Source organism: Hyphomonas adhaerens MHS-3, from assembly GCF_000685235.1.
Classification (GTDB): Bacteria; Pseudomonadota; Alphaproteobacteria; order Caulobacterales; family Hyphomonadaceae; genus Hyphomonas; species Hyphomonas adhaerens.
The window spans coordinates 1,672,142-1,686,802 of record NZ_ARYH01000001.1; the positions used below are offsets into that span (position 1 = coordinate 1,672,142).

General features: G+C 63.6%; 17 protein-coding genes. 10 read left to right on the forward strand and 7 right to left on the reverse strand.

The genetic code is table 11. The annotated features are described in order from the left end of the window. Positions 1–63: 63 nt before the first annotated feature. Positions 64–792 (forward strand): TlyA family RNA methyltransferase, encoded by a 729-nt coding sequence (locus tag HAD_RS08245; protein ID WP_035570449.1) that lies wholly within the window; start codon positions 64–66, stop codon positions 790–792. On the opposite strand, the gene HAD_RS08250 is transcribed toward HAD_RS08245, so the two are convergent. Then, the gene (locus HAD_RS08250; RefSeq protein WP_035570451.1) at positions 789–1,556 is read right to left on the reverse strand and encodes a glycine zipper domain-containing protein; all 768 of its coding nucleotides are present in this window, start codon (positions 1,554–1,556) and stop codon (positions 789–791) included. The two genes, HAD_RS08245 and HAD_RS08250, sit on opposite strands and share 4 nt — an antisense overlap. 130 nt (positions 1,557–1,686) lie before the next feature. Between HAD_RS08250 and HAD_RS08255 the strand changes: the two genes are divergently transcribed. Then, on the forward strand, positions 1,687–2,760 hold the full coding sequence (locus tag HAD_RS08255) for a class I SAM-dependent methyltransferase (protein ID WP_035570452.1): 1,074 nt from the start codon (positions 1,687–1,689) through the stop codon (positions 2,758–2,760). A gap of 240 nt (positions 2,761–3,000) precedes the next feature. Then, complete coding sequence (locus tag HAD_RS08260; protein ID WP_035570454.1) at positions 3,001–3,498, forward strand: porin family protein; 498 nt, start codon at positions 3,001–3,003, stop codon at positions 3,496–3,498. 72 nt (positions 3,499–3,570) lie between these two features. Here HAD_RS08260 and aroC read toward each other — a convergent pair whose 3' ends face one another. Beyond that, the gene (aroC, locus tag HAD_RS08265) at positions 3,571–4,662 is read right to left on the reverse strand and encodes a chorismate synthase (protein ID WP_035570456.1); all 1,092 of its coding nucleotides are present in this window, start codon (positions 4,660–4,662) and stop codon (positions 3,571–3,573) included. A 33-nt stretch (positions 4,663–4,695) separates the two neighbouring features. Next, positions 4,696–5,676, reverse strand: a complete 981-nt coding sequence (locus HAD_RS08270; protein WP_035570458.1) for a malate dehydrogenase — start codon at positions 5,674–5,676, stop codon at positions 4,696–4,698. A gap of 210 nt (positions 5,677–5,886) precedes the next feature. On the opposite strand from HAD_RS08270, the gene pdxH reads away from it, so the two are divergent. Continuing rightward, a complete protein-coding gene (pdxH, locus tag HAD_RS08275; protein ID WP_035570460.1) occupies positions 5,887–6,558 on the forward strand; it encodes a pyridoxamine 5'-phosphate oxidase in 672 nt (223 codons plus the stop codon). Positions 6,559–6,680: 122 nt separating this feature from the next. Here pdxH and HAD_RS08280 read toward each other — a convergent pair whose 3' ends face one another. After that, positions 6,681–7,130, reverse strand: a complete 450-nt coding sequence (locus tag HAD_RS08280; protein WP_035571901.1) for a glyoxalase superfamily protein — start codon at positions 7,128–7,130, stop codon at positions 6,681–6,683. Positions 7,131–7,417: 287 nt separating this feature from the next. Here HAD_RS08280 and HAD_RS08285 point away from each other — a divergent pair, with 287 nt between their 5' ends. Continuing rightward, the gene (locus HAD_RS08285) at positions 7,418–7,795 is read left to right on the forward strand and encodes a DUF4345 domain-containing protein (protein ID WP_035570461.1); all 378 of its coding nucleotides are present in this window, start codon (positions 7,418–7,420) and stop codon (positions 7,793–7,795) included. Here the strand turns inward: HAD_RS08285 and HAD_RS08290 are convergent. Continuing rightward, on the reverse strand, positions 7,792–8,733 hold the full coding sequence (locus tag HAD_RS08290; RefSeq protein WP_241765326.1) for a glycerophosphodiester phosphodiesterase family protein: 942 nt from the start codon (positions 8,731–8,733) through the stop codon (positions 7,792–7,794). The two genes, HAD_RS08285 and HAD_RS08290, sit on opposite strands and share 4 nt — an antisense overlap. A gap of 101 nt (positions 8,734–8,834) precedes the next feature. On the opposite strand from HAD_RS08290, the gene HAD_RS08295 reads away from it, so the two are divergent. Together HAD_RS08295 and HAD_RS08300 are read left to right on the forward strand one after the other, a co-directional pair. Beyond that, positions 8,835–10,460: a long-chain-fatty-acid--CoA ligase gene (locus tag HAD_RS08295; protein WP_035570463.1), complete on the forward strand. Its 1,626-nt coding sequence runs from the start codon at positions 8,835–8,837 to the stop codon at positions 10,458–10,460. A 5-nt stretch (positions 10,461–10,465) separates the two neighbouring features. Next, complete coding sequence (locus tag HAD_RS08300) at positions 10,466–11,239, forward strand: SDR family NAD(P)-dependent oxidoreductase (RefSeq protein WP_035570465.1); 774 nt, start codon at positions 10,466–10,468, stop codon at positions 11,237–11,239. A 19-nt stretch (positions 11,240–11,258) separates the two neighbouring features. Here HAD_RS08300 and HAD_RS17910 read toward each other — a convergent pair whose 3' ends face one another. Together HAD_RS17910 and HAD_RS17915 are read right to left on the reverse strand one after the other, a co-directional pair. Next, the gene (locus HAD_RS17910; protein WP_051596035.1) at positions 11,259–11,681 is read right to left on the reverse strand and encodes a c-type cytochrome; all 423 of its coding nucleotides are present in this window, start codon (positions 11,679–11,681) and stop codon (positions 11,259–11,261) included. A 110-nt stretch (positions 11,682–11,791) separates the two neighbouring features. Further along, complete coding sequence (locus tag HAD_RS17915; RefSeq protein WP_051596036.1) at positions 11,792–12,148, reverse strand: c-type cytochrome; 357 nt, start codon at positions 12,146–12,148, stop codon at positions 11,792–11,794. A gap of 354 nt (positions 12,149–12,502) precedes the next feature. Between HAD_RS17915 and HAD_RS08315 the strand changes: the two genes are divergently transcribed. The 3 genes from HAD_RS08315 (at position 12,503) to HAD_RS08325 (ending at position 14,660) form a co-directional block, all read left to right on the forward strand. Beyond that, on the forward strand, positions 12,503–12,898 hold the full coding sequence (locus HAD_RS08315) for an Imm39 family immunity protein (protein WP_084331832.1): 396 nt from the start codon (positions 12,503–12,505) through the stop codon (positions 12,896–12,898). A 137-nt stretch (positions 12,899–13,035) separates the two neighbouring features. Continuing rightward, a complete protein-coding gene (locus HAD_RS18670; RefSeq protein ID WP_035570467.1) occupies positions 13,036–13,632 on the forward strand; it encodes a hypothetical protein in 597 nt (198 codons plus the stop codon). 161 nt (positions 13,633–13,793) lie between these two features. Next, a complete protein-coding gene (locus HAD_RS08325; protein WP_051596037.1) occupies positions 13,794–14,660 on the forward strand; it encodes a DUF1499 domain-containing protein in 867 nt (288 codons plus the stop codon). Position 14,661 lies beyond the last annotated feature (1 nt).

A 14,661-nucleotide genomic window follows, 5' to 3' on the forward strand; every position in this document is an offset into this window, starting at 1 on the left:
AGTCTCCTGTTTGCGGGTCTTTGCTATAGCATGCTTCAAACGTGTGTCAGGAAGACCAGTTCCATGAAAGATCGTGCAGATCGCCTGCTTGTGACACTTGGCCTCTTCGAAAGCCGCGCCGGTGCACGGGCGGCCATCGAAGCGGGCCTTGTGCGCGTGGATGGCGCGCGGGTCGCCAAGCCCGCGCAGGAGATTTCAGCCGAGTCCGTGATCGAGGCCGATCCGGCGCACCCTTATGTCTCCCGGGGCGGGCTGAAGCTGGCCCATGGCCTTGAGGCGTTCGGCGTCGATCCGGCGGGCCGCCCATGCCTCGATATCGGCGCCTCGACCGGCGGTTTTACCGAGGTGCTCCTGCTGAACGGGGCAGCGCATGTCACCGCCGTCGATGTCGGGCGCGGCCAGCTGCATCCGCGTATCGCGGGGGAGCCCCGCGTCACCAACTACGAGGCGACCGATGCGCGCCGCCTGACTGCGCACATGTTCCCGGACCCGCCCACGCTGCTGGTCTGCGATGCGAGTTTCATCTCTTTGGAAAAGCTGTTGGACGTGCCGCTGTCGCTCGCCGCGCCGGGGGCGGACTTTGTTGGCCTGTTCAAGCCGCAATTCGAAGTCGGCCGCGATCATGTCGGCAAGGGCGGCATCGTGACGGACCTGGCCGCCGCCGATGCGGCCGCCGGGCGCTTCAGTGACTGGATGACCGAAAAAGGCTGGCCCATCCATGCCTGGACGGCCAGCCCGATATCTGGCGGCGACGGCAATGCCGAACGCCTGTTCCACGCGGTGAAGGCCTAGTAGCCGCCGTAAAGCTCGTCGTCATTCTCGCCGACGATTTCCCATTCGCCATTATAGCCTTCACGACAGGCCGTGGCGGGGTCGCGGATCACCTGGCCGTCCGGCAGGGTCACTTCGCGCCACACTGTGCGGCATTCCTCAACCTGTGGGGCAGGGGCAGGCGCGGGGGCGGCAGCGCGCGGGGGCGGCGTGTTCGGATAAGCCGGATAGCTGGCCGGAGCGGGCGTCGATGCGCCCGGATGGGTGCGCAGATCCTGCGGTCCGCCATAGAGGCCTTGCGTCGTCTGCGGGATCGAGCCGCCGGAATATTCCTGTGCGATATACGGGTAAGCGCCATAATCGGCCCGGAAGCTGCCGCCGTTGGGCGTCGCGACCTGGCACGGCGTTGAGCTGTTCGAGGCCATGGCATTGCCGGCCATGCCGCCGACAATCGCGCCGAGCAGCGCACCGGCGACGACTTCGCCGTCATTATTGCCCTTGTCCCAATAACCGCGGCGGCCATACCGGCCGTAGCGGCCACGCCGATCATAGCGGTTATAGTGCCAGCGGCTGTCATTATCGCCGACATTGTTGCCGATCGCGCCGCCTGCGGCTGCGCCGACAATGGCCCCGATTACGGTGCCAGCGGTCTTGTTGTCCTTGTTCTGGCGCTCGCACGCGGAATTGTACGGCGTGCCATAGCCATAAGACTGCGCCGAAGCTGCGAGGGGGGCGGCAACCATGGCCGTCAGGGCCATTCCGCCGATCAGAAGAGACTTCACCATCTCGTATTCTCCTTATCCGGTGGCCGCAGGACCACCAGTCTGACCTGCACACTGGCAAAGCCAACCTGAACCGGACCTGAAGGCTGCCCAAAAGCTGGACGGCGGCCCGCACCCACCACATATTCAGCCTATGGGATTGTTCGACCGTGCCGCTCTTGCTGCAGGACGTGCCCGCTACGCGGCGGCGCAGGGCCTGCGTTCGGCCTGGTACGGGGCCCAGATGCGGGCCGCAAAATCCCGCACGACCGGCTTTTACCGGCCGGACGATCCGGAGTTTTCGCCGACGCGCGGCAAGCCCGACATGGCCCGCTTGCGCAAGGCCTATTTCGACCTTTTCCTGCAGGACCGGCGGAATGTGGAGGCGGGGCTCTATCCGGCGCCGCGCGATGTCAGCATCGCTCACCTTCCCGACGCCCTGAAATCCGCCCGGGCGTTTCAGGCCGATGTCGAAGCCGTCGAGCGAAGACGGCAGGCCCGCGACGGCACCGAAGTGCAGGCGGAATTGCCGGAAGGGTCCAACCGCTACCCGGAATACTACCGCCAGAATTTCCATTACCAGTCCGGCGGCTGGTTCAGCGATGACAGTGCAGAGCTTTACGACACGCAGGTCGAGGCCCTGTTCACCGGCACGGCGGACGCGATGCGCCGGGCGGCGCTGGCGGAGATTGCACGCGAACTGAAAGGCCGGGACCAGCGCGGCGTGTCCCTTCTGGATGTCGCCTGCGGCAATGGCCGGTTCCTGAAGACGGTGATGAATGTCTGGCCGCGCCTGAAGGCCGCGGGACTTGATCTGTCCCCGAACTATACAGACGCGGCGCGGGGGCGCCTTGCGCCCTGGCCACAGGTTGAGGTTTTTCACGAGGCGGCAGAGGCGATGCCGCTGCCGGATGCGTCACGCGACATCGTGGTCTCGATTTTTCTGTTCCACGAATTGCCGCCGGAGGTGCGCGCGCCTGTCCTGGCAGAGGTGTTCCGTATACTGAAACCAGGCGGCCTGTTCGTGCTGGCCGACAGCGTTCAGTTCGGCGACCATGACGGCATTGACGGCGTGCTGGAATATTTCCCGCATGGCTTCCATGAGCCTTATTATGACTCCTATCTCGCCTGGGATGTGGACGCGGCTGCCATCGGGCAGGGCTTTGTCAAAGAGCGCGAAACCCTGGCTTTCCTGACAAAAGTCACCACCTGGCGGCGGCCTGCCTGACAAGCCCTTCCAGTTAAGCCCTGTGATTGATGCGTGACCGGATTGTGGCGGCCATGAGGCATAGGCGTGCGCGGCGCTTCTGCCACTCAAATTTCAGTAAATTACCTAGGTTTCACAAAGTGTTGTGGCGCTGCCACAGGGGGATCACACTGTACGTAGATTGTGTTTTCGTAAGCTTCTTTCCGGTCGCGGAAGGCCTAGTTGAAGGCCACGCAATCTTGCGGACAAAGGAGTTAGAAAATGAAACTTGCACTCGCTTCGCTCGCCGCTCTCGCTGTCGCGACCCCGGCCTTCGCCCAAGGCGATATCGAACTCGGCGCAGCCTATTCGCACTTCGACGCTGATGGCGCCAACCTCGACGCTCTCACCGCACGTGGCACCTATTTCTTCACCCCGCATGTCGGTGTGGAAGGCGAAGCCTCGATCGGTGTCGGCGATGACAATGTCGGCGCGGCAAAAGTCGAACTCGACAATTCGCTCGCCGCATTCGGTGTGGTCCAGATGCCGGTTGCCGAGCGCGTCGACCTGTTCGCCCGCGCCGGTTACGCCACCAATGACTACAATGTTGACGTCCCGGGTCTGGGCAGCGCGTCAGGCGAAGATGACGGCCTGGCTTATGGCGTTGGCGGCAAGGTCTTCCTGACCGACCGTTTTGGCCTGCGCGCCGATGTCACCCGCTATGAAGGCGACGACACCGATGCCGACGTCATCTCTGTCGGCGGCGTCATGAAATTCTAAGCTTCCCACCTCTCCAACGGGAATACACTGCCCCCGGTGCTTCGGTGCCGGGGGCTTTTTTTGTTTTGGAGTTCAGTTTCCAGTCTGGCCGCGGTGGCGCAGTTTCTGGTCCGCCAGCACGCAGGCCATCATGGCCTCGGCCACGGGCACGGCGCGGATGCCGACGCAGGGGTCGTGGCGGCCCTTGGTGCGCACGTCCACATTCTCGCCGTCGCGGGTGACGGACTGGACTTCGTTCAGGATCGAAGAGGTCGGCTTGATGGCAATGCGAACGATCAGGTCCTGCCCGGTGGAGATGCCCCCGGCCACACCGCCATTATTGTTCGACAGGAAGAGGGGGCCGTCATTGCCCGCGCGCATCTGGTCGGCATTCTCTTCGCCGGAGAGGCTGGCAGCGCCAAAGCCTGCGCCCACTTCAACGCCTTTGACGGCATTGATGCTCATCATCGCGCCGGCGAGCTCTCCGTCCAGTTTGCCATAGATGGGCGCACCCCAGCCGGCAGGCACGCCGCTGGCCTGCACTTCCACGATGGCGCCGGTGGAGCTGCCCGCCTTGCGGGTGGCGTCCAGGAATTCTTCCCATTTGGGCACCATGTCGGCGTCCGGGCACCAGAACGGGTTGTCCTCGACAATATCCCAGTTCCAGCCCGCGCGATTGATGGCATGCGGGCCGATCTGCACCACGGCGCCGCGGATCACGATGCCGTCTCCCAGCGTGCGCCGGGCCACAGCGCCGGCGGCGACCCGGGCTGCGGTCTCACGGGCAGAGGACCGGCCCCCGCCGCGATAGTCCCGCACGCCATATTTGGCGTCATAGGGATAATCGGCATGGCCGGGACGGTAGCGGTCGCGGATTTCGCCATAGTCTTTTGAGCGCTGGTCGGTGTTCTCGATCATCAGCGAGATCGGCGTGCCGGTGGTGACGGGGCCACCTGTGCGGTCATCCTCGAACACGCCGGAGAGGATTTTCACCGCATCCGGCTCCTGGCGCTGCGTGACGAAGCGCGAGGTGCCGGGGCGGCGTTTGTCCAGGAATTGCTGGATGAAGGCTTCATCCAGCGGCAGGCCGGGCGGGCAGCCATCGACCACGCACCCCAGCGCCGGCCCGTGGCTTTCGCCCCAGGTCGTTACGCGGAAGAGGTGGCCGAACGTGTTGTGCGACATGACTGCCCTGTAGTTACGGCCTGTGTGCCGGGCTTAGCCCAGCAGGTCGGCCACGGCTTCGCGTTCTTCACGCAGTTCTTTCTCGGTGGCGTCCATGCGGGCGCGCGAGAACTCGTTGATGTCGAGGCCCTGGACGATCTCGTACTTGCCGTCCTTGCAGGTCACCGGATAGCCGTAGATGACGCCCGGTTCGATGCCGTAGGAGCCGTCGGCCGGGATGCCCATGGACACCCATTCGCCTTCCGGCGTGCCGAGGGCCCAGTCGCGCATGTGGTCGATAGCAGCCGAGGCAGCCGATGCGGCCGACGAAGCGCCGCGGGCCTTGATGATCGCCGCGCCGCGCTGCTGCACGTCCGGAATGAAGGTGTCAGAATACCAGGCCTGATCGACTTTCGAGAGCGCCGGGGCGCCAGCGACGGTCGTGTGGTGCAGGTCCGGATACTGGGTGGCCGAGTGGTTGCCCCAGATGATGACCTTCTTCACGTCGGTGTTGTGCGTGCCGGTCTTCTCGGCCAGCTGGCTCATGGCGCGGTTGTGGTCCAGGCGCACCATGGCGGTGAAGCATTTCGGGTCGAGGTCCGGCGCGGCGCTCTGGGCGATCAGGGCGTTGGTGTTGGCCGGGTTGCCGACGACCAGCACTTTGACGTCGCGCTTGGCGTTGTCGTTGATGGCCTTGCCCTGCGGTCCGAAGATGCCGCCATTGGCGGACAGGAGGTCCTTGCGTTCCATGCCCTGTTTCCGCGGCATGGCGCCGACGAGGTAGGCGAAGTCGACATCCTTGAAGGCCTCATCGGCATTGTCGGTGGCGACGATGTTGTTCAGCAGCGGGAAGGCGCAGTCGTTCAGCTCCATCACGACACCTTTCAGGGCGTCGAGGGCCGGCGTGATTTCCAGCAGGTGAAGGTCGACCGGCTGGTCCGGTCCGAGCATGTCGCCAGCGGCGATACGGAAGAGGAGGGCGTAGCCAATCTGGCCAGCGGCACCAGTTACGGCAATCTTCACGGGCTGTTTCACGGGAGGAGTCCTTCCTTGCAAGGGTACGATTTATGGCCTCCACATGGCGAATTTGTCGCCCGAGGGCAAGCCGTGCTGCGCGGATGCCGCAGATTCCGGCCTGCTCCTGTTTCTTATACGTAGGTGTCACAGTGGGCATTCCGCCCCCGATGGCCTATATCGGCGACAAATTCAGACCGTAAAACGCCGCTACAAAGGGATATTCCCGGCATGACCAGCAACACCGACAAGGCCATCATTCCCCCGAGCCCCAGCGCCGCAGAATATGCGACCGACCCGACCGGCAAGCCGCTGATCCCGAATGTGACGGACCCGTTTGCCCTGTTCAATGACTGGATGGCCGAAGCCCGCGCCAAGGAACTGAACGATTCCAACGCCATGTCGCTCGCCACGGTCGACGCAGACGGCATGCCGGATGTGCGTGTCGTCCTGCTGAAGGAAGTCACGCCCGCGGGCTTTGTCTTCTTCACCAACCTCAAAAGCACCAAGGGCGAGCAGCTCAGCGCAAACCCGGTCGCCGCAATGGGCTTCCACTGGAAGAGCCTGCGCCGTCAGGTCCGTATCCGCGGCACGGTGGCGCGCGTGACCGACGCCGAGGCCGACGAATACTTCTCCACCCGCGCCGCGCAGAGCCGGATCAGCGCGATTGCCTCCGACCAGTCGCGCCCGCTGGCCGACCGCGCCGCCTTCGAACAGCGCATTGCGGAACTGTCCGAGGTTTATGGCGACGGGCCGGACATTCCTCGTCCCGAATTCTGGGGCGGCTTCCGCCTGACCCCCAGCGAGATCGAGTTCTGGCAGGACCAGGCCTTCCGCATGCACGACCGCTTGCACTTCACCCGCAAGGGCGACGGCTGGGAAACCGGGCGGCTTTATCCGTAGGGAGACACGGCACTCTGCCGCGTCATCCTTCGACTTCGCTCAGGATGAGCCCCTCTCGCGCCGCACCTCCGAAGCGCTCATGCTGAGCGAAGTCGAAGCACGAGCGCGGGCTGGATCAGCCATCACACCAGCCCGATCGAGGTGCGCTCCACCGTCAGGTGGGGCACGCCATCGCTCGTTTTCGAGAACGAGACGCCGCCGGAGGAGACCGTCGTCGTGATCCGCTGGCGGAAGTTGGAGAAGCTGTCGAACTCGACCACATCGACCGGTTCATCGAACTCCAGCGTCACTTCGAACGCCGTGCCGCCCGCCATTTCGCGGACCGCCAGCACCCGGCCGTCAAAGGCTTGCTTCAGGTAGCGCCCGGCCACCTGATCGCCGACCTGCAGAACGACTTCCGGCATGTTCGACAGGCGGGCCGAGGCCGTGTTCCAGTCGCGATAGCCGAGTTCCTTCGCCACCCATTCAAGGGCTTCGGAATGAGAGATGGGCGTTCCGGCCTTGGCCAGGTCCGCCCGGATTTCACGCGCACGGGCCTTGGCCTGGTCGCGGGTAGATAATGAGAGAGACATCGGAAACATCCTTGTCCGGGCAGTCGCTTTTCAGCGGGGCTCGCCTTGCCGCGGGACTGCCGGCTGGACCGGTGTTCCGTCTTTTGCGTGTCGCGGCGATTTCGCGCCGGGGGATCTTCACCGTAAGACTTTCGTCTCGCGAGCGGCGGGCGTCCCAGAGCCCGCGCGTCACATAATCCTTCCGGGGCGTAAGGTCAATCATTGCCATGCCCGTCAGGTCCGGGCTAGGAATTGGCAGTTCGCGTGGCAATAACTGGCTGCGCAGTGCATCATTCAGGGGGTTATCCATGAAACGCGGCCTGCAGGTTTTTCTCGGCGTCTTCTCGCTCATCCCGGTGGCGTTCGCGCTTCTCGGCTTTCTCGGCGGGGCAGGGCGGCTGTCGCCCGAAGGCGTCGCCGTCGATCTCGACAATCAGTACCGGTACTTTTCCGGCATGTACCTCGTCGTGGCGTTCCTGCTCTGGTCGATCATTCCGGCCATTGAAAAGCATGGCCGCACATTGTTCCTGATCAGCGCAGCGATCTTCATCGGCGGCCTTGGCCGCGTCGTGTCCTACATGACGATGGGCGCGCCCTCGCAGGACCTGATGGTTGGCATGGGGATCGAACTCGTCGTCCCGGTGCTCTTCATTGTGTGGCAGCGCGCAGTGGCGGCGAAGGCCTAACGCCCGCAGGCCTCCCGGCCGACATCGTCGGCGCGGATCAGGTCCGCCACCCGATAGGGTTCATCGGTTGCCAGCAGGACGAGGCCGTCGGCGGCCAGTGCGTCGTATTCGCTGGCATCGCCATCGGCCAGATAGACATCGTCCAGCCGCTTGCCCTTGCGGCCCAGCGTGCCGAAGGCCGGTTCGACGCCGACCTTCATCAGCCGCTGCCAGGCATAGGGTTTCGGTTCGTCCACACCGGTCCAGCCGATCAGGCGGGTGCGGTCGACGCCTCGTGCTTCAAGCTTGGCGACATCGCGGTCCCCATAGGCGGAGGCCGTCATCATCAGATCCGGGTCGATGGCGGCGATCTCGGCGGCCTGATCGTCATTGTAGGAAATGAAGATCACATTCTCCGCCGCGTCCGCGGCCTTCACGGCAGCGGCAATGTTGCGGAAACTGGTGGTCGGCTTCTTGTCGAGCTCCAGCACGGCGCCGGTCCGCTTTGCCCAGAGGAGGGCGTCGGTCAGTTTCGGCGGGTGGAAGCCGGTCCGCCGCCCGTCATTGTCCTCCAGTTCCAGCCCGCTCATCGTTTCCCAGTCGGTGTCGGAGACATAGCCGCGGCCGGTCGTCGTGCGGTTCAGCCGGTCGTCATGCATCAGGGTCAGTACGCCGTCGCGGGTTTCGGCAATGTCGATCTCGAAGACGCGGATGCCCTTGTCGAAACCGTGCTGGAAGGTCTCGATCGCGTTTTCGGGGAAGCCGGTGTCCGGCCCGCCGCGATGGGCGGCAATAACCATGCCCTTGTTCTCGCGCAGGCAGTCAAAATATTCCGGCAATGGGAGGGCGGCCCGGGAAATATTTGCGGCGTCGCTGCTGGTCTCCATCCCGGACGTTGGCGCCGCCCCGCAGCCCGTGATCAGGGCCAGTGACAACACGGAAAATGCATATCTTTTCATGGTGCGGCCCTCATTTCCTTGCCTCGCGTCACCCGCGCGAATACACACACTTCGGTTAGAGGACAATGACGACGCGGCAAGCGTCCAACGGAGGATATGGCATGAAAGGCCTGATGCAGGACTGGCAGCTCACGACGAACAAGATTCTGGAGCACGCCAAACGGATCAACCCGACCCGCGAGATCGTCACGCGCCGCGTGGAAGGCAATATCGAGCGCACCACCTATGGCGACCTGTTCGACATGTCGAAACAGGTGTCGACCGCGCTGCAGGATGAAGGCATCGGCCTTGGTGACCGCGTCGCGACGCTCGGCTGGAACTCCGAACGCCACATGGCCTCCTGGTATGGGGCCATGGGCATTGGCGCCGTGCTGCACACGGTGAACCCGCGCCTCCACCCGGAGCAGATCGCCTGGATCATCAACCATGCCGAAGACAAGGTTCTGATCTTCGACAAGACCTTCCTGCCTATCGTCGAAGCCATCAAGGACAACATCCCGACGGTGAAGTCCTTCGTCATCTATGCCGGCGCCGACACGATGCCGGAGAACACGCTGGGCGCCGTGCCGTTCGACATCTGGATCGACGGCCGCTCGCAGAATGTGCGCTGGGGTGACTTCCCGGAAGATACCGCCTGCGGCCTCTGCTACACCTCCGGCACGACCGGCGACCCGAAAGGCGTGCTCTACTCGCACCGCTCCAACGTGCTGCACACGATGATCACGATGCAGCGCGATGCCATCGGCATGGGCGCGAACGATGTTGTGCTGCCGGTTGTGCCGATGTTCCACGCCAATGCCTGGGGCCTGACCTTCAGCTGCCCGGCCACCGGCGCCAACATGGTCATGCCCGGCGCGCAAATGGACGGCGCCTCGATCTATGAACTGCTCGATACGGAGAAGGTGACCATCACCGCCGCCGTCCCGACCGTCTGGCTGATGCTGCTGACCTATCTGCAGGAAAACGACCTGAAGCTGCCGCACCTGAACAAGGTGATCATCGGCGGCTCGGCCGTGCCGGAGAAGATCCTGCGGGCCTTCGAGGAAGACTATGAAGTCGACGTCGTCCACGCCTGGGGCATGACGGAAACCTCGCCGCTCGGCACGCTGGGCACGCTGCCGCCGCACATGCTGGATGCCGACATCGACACCCGCATGGCGCAGAAGCTGAAGCAGGGCCGTCCGCCCTTCGGCGTCGAGCTGAAGATTGTCGATGACGAACACAATGATGTGGCCTGGGACGGCGAGACGTCCGGCCGCCTTCTGGTCCGCGGACCAGGCATCGCGGCGGCCTACTTCAAGGGCGCCGGCGGCAAGGTGGTGGACGAAGACAACTGGTTCGACACCGGTGACGTGGCGAACATGGACCAATACGGCACGATGCAGATCACCGACCGCGCCAAGGACGTCATCAAGTCCGGCGGCGAGTGGATCTCTTCCATCGACATCGAGAACATCGCCGTTGGCCATCCGAAGGTCGCCAATGCCGCGGCCATCGGTGTCTACCACCCGAAATGGGATGAGCGCCCGCTGCTGATTATCCAGCCGGTCGAAGGCGAAACTCCGAGCAAGGAGGAAATCTTCGCGGCGCTGGAAGGCAAGATCGCCAAATGGTGGACGCCGGACGACATTACCTTTGTCGACAACATTCCGCTGGGTGCAACGGGCAAGATCAACAAGCTGGCCCTGCGCGACACGTTCAAGGACTACAAGCTGCCGACGGCGTAAGCATCATGGATCTTGGCCTGACGGATAAAGTGGTCTTTGTCGCCGGCGGTAGCCGCGGCATCGGCCTTGGGATTGTCGAGGCCTTGCTGGCCGAAGGTGCAAAGGTCGCCATGGCGGCACGCGGGGAGGAGGCGCTGGAAGCCCAGCGCGCCCGCCTTGCGGCTCAGTATGGCGAACACAAGGTCTGGGCCCGGGCAGGGGATCTGCGCGACTCCCGCACCATCGACGACATGGTCGAGGCGATCGAGCATGAGTTCGATCCGCTCTGGGGCGCGGTCGCCAATGTCGGGCTGCACCCGTGCCCGCCCGGGTATGAGGTCGACGACGAGACCTGGACGGCCGGCCTGCAGCAGAACCTCGACAGTGCCTTCCGTCTCGCCCGGTCCAGCCTGCGCCGGATGGAACCGCGCGGCGAGGGCTCGATCCTGATGATCTCCTCCATTGCGGGCCTCGGCGCGCTCGGCACGCCGGTCACCTATGGCACGTCGAAAGCAGCGATGAACCATCTCGCCAAGGAACTGGCCCGCGTGGCGGGTCCGTCCGGCGTGCGGGTGAATGCGATTGCGCCGGGTAATATCATCTTCCCGGGCGGCGACTGGGAAGAACGCTCCACCGGTCCGCGCGGCGATTCGTGGAACCGCTGGATCCGCCGCGAAGTGCCGCTGCAGCGTTTCGGCAAGCCGGAGGAAATCGGCTCGGCTGCCGCTTACCTGCTCAGCCCGCTGGCGAGCTTCATCACCGGGGCCATCCTGCCGGTGGACGGCGGCCAGACCAAGTAAGCGTCCGTGAAATCAGGCCTCAGCCCTCGTCGGTGACGTGGATTGACGGGTCCGGCTCCTGAATGCTCATCAGGTAGCTCAGCAACAGGTCGGTGCTTTTCGGCCCGAACTGGAATTGCGGCATCTCCGGGTGGCCGACTTTCAGCCCGTCGCGGAAATCTTCGGCCAGTGCGTCGCCGTCATAATCGGCCAGGATATAGCGCAGCGGCGGGGCATCTGTCCGCCGGGCGTCTTCCTTGTCGATGCCGTGGCAGTCGGCACATTGGGAGGCGGCGACCTGGCGGCCAAGCTCGATTTCCTCGGCCACGGGCAGGCCGGTCAGGCCCAGTTCCTGTGCCTCTTGTGCCTGCAACTCGGCAATTTCCGGTTCATAGGGCGAGGTCTGCACGCAGCCCATCAGGGGCAGGGACAGCGGAACGAGGGCATAGATCAGGCGGCGCATGGCGCTCTCCTTTACCAGATAATGGCCCATGATCGCGCGATGCGGCGCCGAACGCAATTCGTGAATGTTACGGATATGGCCCGGCCGCCGCTGAGGCCAGGCCGCCCCGGTCAGCTTTCCGCCGGCATGGGTTCCTGAATGCTCTTCAGATAGGTCAGCAGCACATCTGCGCCCAGCGGTCCGAAATGGAATTGCGGCATGTCCGGGTGGCCAATTTTCAGGCCTTCCTCAAAATTATCGTGCAGCGTGTCGGCATCATAATTGTTGAGCACATGGCGCAGCGCAGGCGTATCGGCACGCAGCGCATCCTGCTGGTCGAGGCCATGGCAATTTGCGCAGACGGCGGAGGCAACGCCGCGGCCTTCGTCGATCTGCTGCGCCAGCGGAGCCTTCTGGGACTCGCGGATTTCCATCGCCTCACACCCGGCCAGGGCGAGCGGAATGAGAATGATACTCAGTTTACGCATAATGTAGCCTCCTGTTTTTTATTGACCGCAGTGTCTCAGAGAAACGCCCTCCCGGCAATTGAGGGGATTTACGGGGCGGGGGCCGGGCGTTCAGCTTCCACCCTGCCGCAAGCCGCTCATGATCCGCCATAGTCCGGTATGATCATGGCAGGTCATGCGGGGCGCATGGTGCGTGCACCACAATCATGTTTTAGGATGGTGGTACACCCGGTGGGTTCCGGCTTCACCTCAACCCACCTTACGCTTGCTGGAAAAGCCGATGCAAGAGCCTATGAAACACGCTTTATCCAGACTTATGAGTGCATTTATCATAAGCGTCCGCCAAGCAAACCACTAGACCGATAAGATACAAAAATGGCCCATAATCGAAAACTTGCTTTATCAGGCATAGCACTCACCGAAGCTCGGATACCGCCCAGGCCAAATGCTACGGCTGCTAATCGTAGTCGGGATGAGCTGGAGCAGGAAATGATTCAATCCGGCTTTCTGGAAGGCGCACCTTTCAAGTGGGTTGGGCTATCGATACGTTATGGCCTGGTAGACGAGGCGGAGCCTCATTATCAGGAGATCGATCCGAAGGACGGGGAGCTTCCGCTAGCAATCGAGATCGATGTTCATCGCTTGCTTGGGGTATCTGAAGACGAGATGGCAGTAGTATACCGCAAGACAGCGCTTATTGCGCTGATCCATGCAGGGGAAAAATATCATCTGAAAGTAAATCGAATGAAGGAGCTGCTTGCCCAAGCTTGAGGTTTCATTGGCACAGCAAGGCAGGGTGGAGTGAACGGAGCGATACCCACCACCCGCATGCCCGGACTTGTTACACAGCACACGGAAGACTGGCACCTCTATCCAACCGGATAACCTCCCATGGCAATCTTCCCGCCATGACAGAGCGCACCGATTTCTTCTCTCAGGCCTTTTACACGATCACCCGCGCCATCGCCGAGGCGGGTGTGAATGTGGACCTGTTCAAGACGCCTGAGACGATTGCGGTCTCGGTGAACCGGCGCGTGCGGGCGGAGCTGAAGCGGCTCGCCGTTCTGCTCCGCCGTCTGATCTTTCTGGCGGCGCTGCAGATGGAGCTGGCGCCGATGATGCCACGCATCGGCAGCAACTATTATGAGCCGAAGCAGGAAGAGGCGGACTACCGCTACATCTTCACCATGGTGCCCGCGCCATCGCGGCCATGCCCGCCCTTTATGAAGGGGCCGGTAACGGTTCCGGGCCGCGGGCCTGTCCCCGCTGCGCCGCTGATCGCGCGGTGGCAGACCATGCTCGACACGCTGAAACATCACAAGCGCCGGGCGAAATGCCTCGCCCGCACGATCCAGCGCTGGCAGGCAGCCGGCGAGGCCCGGCCCCACGTGCCGCCCATCCCCCGCAGGCACCGCATGCCCGCCGCCCTCGGCGTCGTTTCCGGCGGGCTGACCGTGCAGCTGATCGACGCCCTGAAGACCTGGCCAGCCGCCGACACGAGCTGAACCTGCCCCACAATCAGGAGATTTGCCGGAGCGCGCCCCGCGTGTCCGGGCGGCTGTGCTGGCGGGACGCCCGTTCGGATCACGCAGGATTGATCCATCAGGGGCGACAAGATCGTATAGGGGCTGTATGCCTCGGCAGGACAACAGGGAGAGGGCACCTCATGACCAATTCGGACCAGAATGGCGGCTGGCGCGGCCGGTTTTCGGCATTTGCACTGGCTTTCGCGGTTTTCGGCGCGGTGTGGTTCTTCATCGCTGCGGGCGGGACGAAGCTGGGCCTTTGGGACTGGCGCACCGGTTTCGGCACGCTGGCCATGGGCTGGGGCCCGAAAATCGTCATGGCAGCGCTTGCTGTCTCGGCGCTTGCCATCATCGTTTCGCTGGTGATGGCCCCGCGCAAGCGGCCATTCATGCTGGCGCTGGGGGCGCTGCTCGTGTCTGGCCTGTCCATGGGACGGATCTACGCGACCGGCGAGAACGCGAAACGCCTGCCGCCGCTTCACGATATCCAGACCGACTGGGCCAATCCGATCATGCCGACCCCGGCGCTTGTCTCTGCCCGCGCCTCGACCGGCGCGTACAACGAGATCGAAGCCGCCCCGGTGATCGCCGATGGCGCCAAAGGCAACTGGCCGGGCATGGAAGGCAAGCTCGTCTCCGAAGTGCAGGAACAGGCCGAATTCGACCCGGACCGCCAGAAAAAGGAAGTTTCCGCGCCTTATCCGCACATCGAGACGGCCATTCTGCCGGCGGTGCCGTTCGACATGGCCTACCAGGCCGCACTGGAAACGGTGAACGACCGGGGCTGGACCATCGTGACGGCCGAGCCCGAAGAGGGCCGCATCGAAGCGACGGACACGAGCTTCTGGTTCGAGTTCAAGGATGATGTGCTGATCCGGGTGCAGCCGGAAGGCGAGGGCGGCTCCCGCGTGGATGTCCGCTCGGTCAGCCGTGTCGGCCTGTCGGATCTCGGCGCCAATGCCAAGCGTGTGAAACTGTTCCTCGAAGACTTCGAAGCCCGGCTTTAGG

Bases quoted from the DNA above. Each gene is read 5' to 3' on its own strand.
- HAD_RS08300 (WP_035570465.1), top strand. From the start codon at position 10,466: ATGGATCTTGGCCTGACGGATAAAGTGGTCTTTGTCGCCGGCGGTAGC.
- HAD_RS08255 (WP_035570452.1), top strand. From the start codon at position 1,687: ATGGGATTGTTCGACCGTGCCGCTCTTGCTGCAGGACGTGCCCGCTAC.
- HAD_RS08315 (WP_084331832.1), top strand. From the start codon at position 12,503: ATGGCCCATAATCGAAAACTTGCTTTATCAGGCATAGCACTCACCGAA.
- aroC (WP_035570456.1), bottom strand. From the start codon at position 4,662: ATGTCGCACAACACGTTCGGCCACCTCTTCCGCGTAACGACCTGGGGC.
- HAD_RS08250 (WP_035570451.1), bottom strand. From the start codon at position 1,556: ATGGTGAAGTCTCTTCTGATCGGCGGAATGGCCCTGACGGCCATGGTT.
- HAD_RS08295 (WP_035570463.1), top strand. From the start codon at position 8,835: ATGAAAGGCCTGATGCAGGACTGGCAGCTCACGACGAACAAGATTCTG.
- HAD_RS17910 (WP_051596035.1), bottom strand. From the start codon at position 11,681: ATGCGCCGCCTGATCTATGCCCTCGTTCCGCTGTCCCTGCCCCTGATG.
- HAD_RS18670 (WP_035570467.1), top strand. From the start codon at position 13,036: ATGACAGAGCGCACCGATTTCTTCTCTCAGGCCTTTTACACGATCACC.
- HAD_RS08280 (WP_035571901.1), bottom strand. From the start codon at position 7,130: ATGTCTCTCTCATTATCTACCCGCGACCAGGCCAAGGCCCGTGCGCGT.
- HAD_RS17915 (WP_051596036.1), bottom strand. From the start codon at position 12,148: ATGCGTAAACTGAGTATCATTCTCATTCCGCTCGCCCTGGCCGGGTGT.
- HAD_RS08285 (WP_035570461.1), top strand. From the start codon at position 7,418: ATGAAACGCGGCCTGCAGGTTTTTCTCGGCGTCTTCTCGCTCATCCCG.
- HAD_RS08325 (WP_051596037.1), top strand. From the start codon at position 13,794: ATGACCAATTCGGACCAGAATGGCGGCTGGCGCGGCCGGTTTTCGGCA.
- HAD_RS08260 (WP_035570454.1), top strand. From the start codon at position 3,001: ATGAAACTTGCACTCGCTTCGCTCGCCGCTCTCGCTGTCGCGACCCCG.
- HAD_RS08245 (WP_035570449.1), top strand. From the start codon at position 64: ATGAAAGATCGTGCAGATCGCCTGCTTGTGACACTTGGCCTCTTCGAA.
- pdxH (WP_035570460.1), top strand. From the start codon at position 5,887: ATGACCAGCAACACCGACAAGGCCATCATTCCCCCGAGCCCCAGCGCC.
- HAD_RS08290 (WP_241765326.1), bottom strand. From the start codon at position 8,733: ATGAAAAGATATGCATTTTCCGTGTTGTCACTGGCCCTGATCACGGGC.